Below are 508 nucleotides of genomic sequence, written 5' to 3'. Positions count from 1 at the left end.
TTCATTAGAAGAAATATGAGGAAAAACCGCCTGCGTGTATTCATGACCATTCTCGCAACAACGGTGGCCTGCGCGTTTTTAATCGTGCTCGCATCGGTCGGATTCGGACTGCAAAAATCAATGACTGAACAGCTGATGAAAGAGCAGATCGTGACCGAGATAAATGTTGTCGGAAAAGAAGGGCAAAGCGATCAAAAGGTTCAAAAGAAAGACCTGAAAGAATTTGAAAACCGCAAAGATGTGTCCGCGATTATCGAGCGCACAAACGTGTTCGCACCTGCTGAAGCAAAATTGGGCAACAGGACCAATAATCAAATGTCGAATATTACAATTACCGACATGGCCGCTGAGCAAAAAGCCAATATCAAACTCGATCGCGGCCGCGTAGCGAAAACACCGAATGAAATTGTCGTCGGCTACCATTTCGGGAAGAACCTCTGGACGAAAAAGGAAGCCGCAGATTATGAAAAGCAGATGGAAAATAATGCTGAGGAAGCAAAAGAGCCGA

General features: G+C 45.3%; 1 protein-coding gene. It reads left to right on the top strand.

Going from position 1 to position 508, the window contains the following annotated elements; translation table 11 throughout:
• On the top strand, nt 1–508 hold a 508-nt coding region (locus ACWHAR_RS32440), incomplete at both ends, for an ABC transporter permease (RefSeq protein ID WP_452089099.1).

The sequence above is a fragment of the Bacillus sp. LR--39 genome (genome assembly GCF_053613335.1).
This window is presented reverse-complemented; position numbering and strand designations above follow the sequence as displayed.